Origin of the sequence: Sulfurimonas sp., assembly GCF_016744025.1 — a bacterium.
In the GTDB taxonomy this organism is placed as follows: Bacteria; Campylobacterota; Campylobacteria; order Campylobacterales; family Sulfurimonadaceae; genus Sulfurimonas.
The window spans coordinates 1-1,979 of sequence record NZ_JADGFC010000238.1 but is presented as its reverse complement, the minus strand read 5'-3'; the positions used below and the strand labels follow the sequence as shown (position 1 = coordinate 1,979).

Below are 1,979 nucleotides of genomic sequence, written 5' to 3'. Positions count from 1 at the left end.
TGTCTTGATTGGATCAAGATTTAAGAAAATTCAATTGATATATTTCATCGGATGGAAAATGCAATACTGGCTAGTATGCATCGCTTATAAAATGGTAAAGCAAAAATAGTGAAAATCAGCTGATTTTCAAGGAATCGATAGGCTAATTGCTTGTTAAAAAGCCTCCACATAAAAGTGAAGGCTTTCCGTACAAAAATTTAGTAACTAAGATAATTCAAAATTTCAATTATTGGTCACCAGAAATTATTCAGTAATTGATGTTTCTTGAATTTGCCAGTTAACTGACTTTTCAGCATTACAAGTATATTTGAAAGCATAGTAAATTTCTTTGCCTTGGAAACCAGCAGGTAATTCTACTTTATAGCCACCATCAACACCATTAAAACCTTCCAGCGCTGTCCAAGTAGCGGTAGCAATATTGGCTGTATTACCATCATAATCTGTTGAAACTACGATACTACAAGTCGACCACTCTGCTCCATACAAGCTAGCTTTATAAACAGCAATTAATTTAGCAGCTGTTTTTCCTACTAAACTAACTTTAGGAGAAATCAACCAATCTTCATTAGCAAACGTAGCACCTGAACTATAACCGCTCATTTTTGCAGCACCACTATTATGAGCCCAAACTTGATCACCACTAACTGAAAATTGAGTAAATTCACCCAAATCACCATTAAATTGCTCTACAAAGAAACCTTCTGCCTTAATAGGAATAAATGTTTCTTCACCTAACTTATAAGCATCAACACTTTTAATTCCTGGCTGACCATAATAAGCCTCTAAATTACCACGAAGAAGAACTTCTTTTTTATGATTAACAGCATTATCTTTAATATTAATATCAGTTCTAACTTTTCCAGTAGGTAACTGTACTGATAAACACTTGGCCACATCTGTTTCATTTGCGTCCGAAGCAATTAAAAGATTTGTATGAACGGTAAATGGAGCTTCGAAAGCTCCTGAACCAGTACCTGAAAGAACACCAACAATATACCCTTTAACCCAAACCTGATCACCTGAATTAGTAGCAATTGCTTGCTCTGCAGTAAAAGGATTCTCAAAAGAGTTTGGTATTACCTCTAAATCAAATCTGTTTGCAGTTAAAGATAACTCTTCTGCTTTTCTAAGATATAACTGATAGGTAGAACCATATTTGCCTAAAATTGCCGTAATTGATCCACTTTCTTCAGCTATATTCGCTTCAGCAAAACTTGCTGACTTCGATGTTCTTAAAACAATAGTCTTTCTATTTTTCTGGATTAAACTTCTATTATAATTTGACCAATCCGCTTCTTCACTTTTCATAGCTACACCTAATTTAGAACCAACAAAATCAGTCATAAATTGGATATTCTCTATTTTAACTAAAGTTCCAACCATAGCATCGGTCAAATCGCCAATTGTGATGATTTTTGGAGTAATAGCTGTTGGCTCATTTCCTTTAGTTGCAATTTCTCTTAGTTTTTCATCAGTATATGAAGTTACAAGATATCTTGCATCATCACCTACCGCTTCACTTTCTCCAAGAGTAATAGTTCCTTTATAATTAGCCACATAACTATCTTTAGCCTTAAAAATGATTTTATCACCCATTTTAAAAGACTCATAATAGTGATCACCTGCAGATGCTTTAGTACAACTAATTTTGATAGCAGTCTCACCATTCTGCACATAAATAACTCTGTAGAAGTTATTTGACTCTAATTGATTCGAAACAACAGTCCCTTCAAAAATAATATCTTCAGTTATTTTTACAGCAACATCACCATCAACAAGAGCAAGTATATCAGCAATCGTTTTATTTGCTACAGGGATTTTAGGTGTCGGATCGATTGGTGAATCGTCGTCACTACTACATGATGTAAATGAAACAGCTAGTCCCATAATCATGGCAAACAATAAATAATGTAATTTTCTCATTTTACAATTTTTTTGAGTGTGTTATAATTGGATTTTAAAAATAGAAAAGCAAGCCA

General features: G+C 33.7%; 1 protein-coding gene. It reads right to left on the bottom strand.

Going from position 1 to position 1,979, the window contains the following annotated elements; genetic code table 11:
• Window positions 1–243 precede the first annotated feature (243 nt).
• Window positions 244–1,923 carry a DUF5689 domain-containing protein gene (locus tag QZZ48_RS15635; RefSeq protein WP_294967183.1) on the bottom strand — a complete coding sequence of 560 codons (1,680 nt, stop codon included), beginning with the start codon at window positions 1,921–1,923 and terminating at the stop codon, window positions 244–246.
• Window positions 1,924–1,979: the final 56 nt, after the last annotated feature.

What these genes read in the sequence shown, in the direction of transcription:
- QZZ48_RS15635 (WP_294967183.1), bottom strand. Translation starts at nt 1,923, where the DNA reads ATGAGAAAATTACATTATTTATTGTTTGCCATGATTATGGGACTAGCT.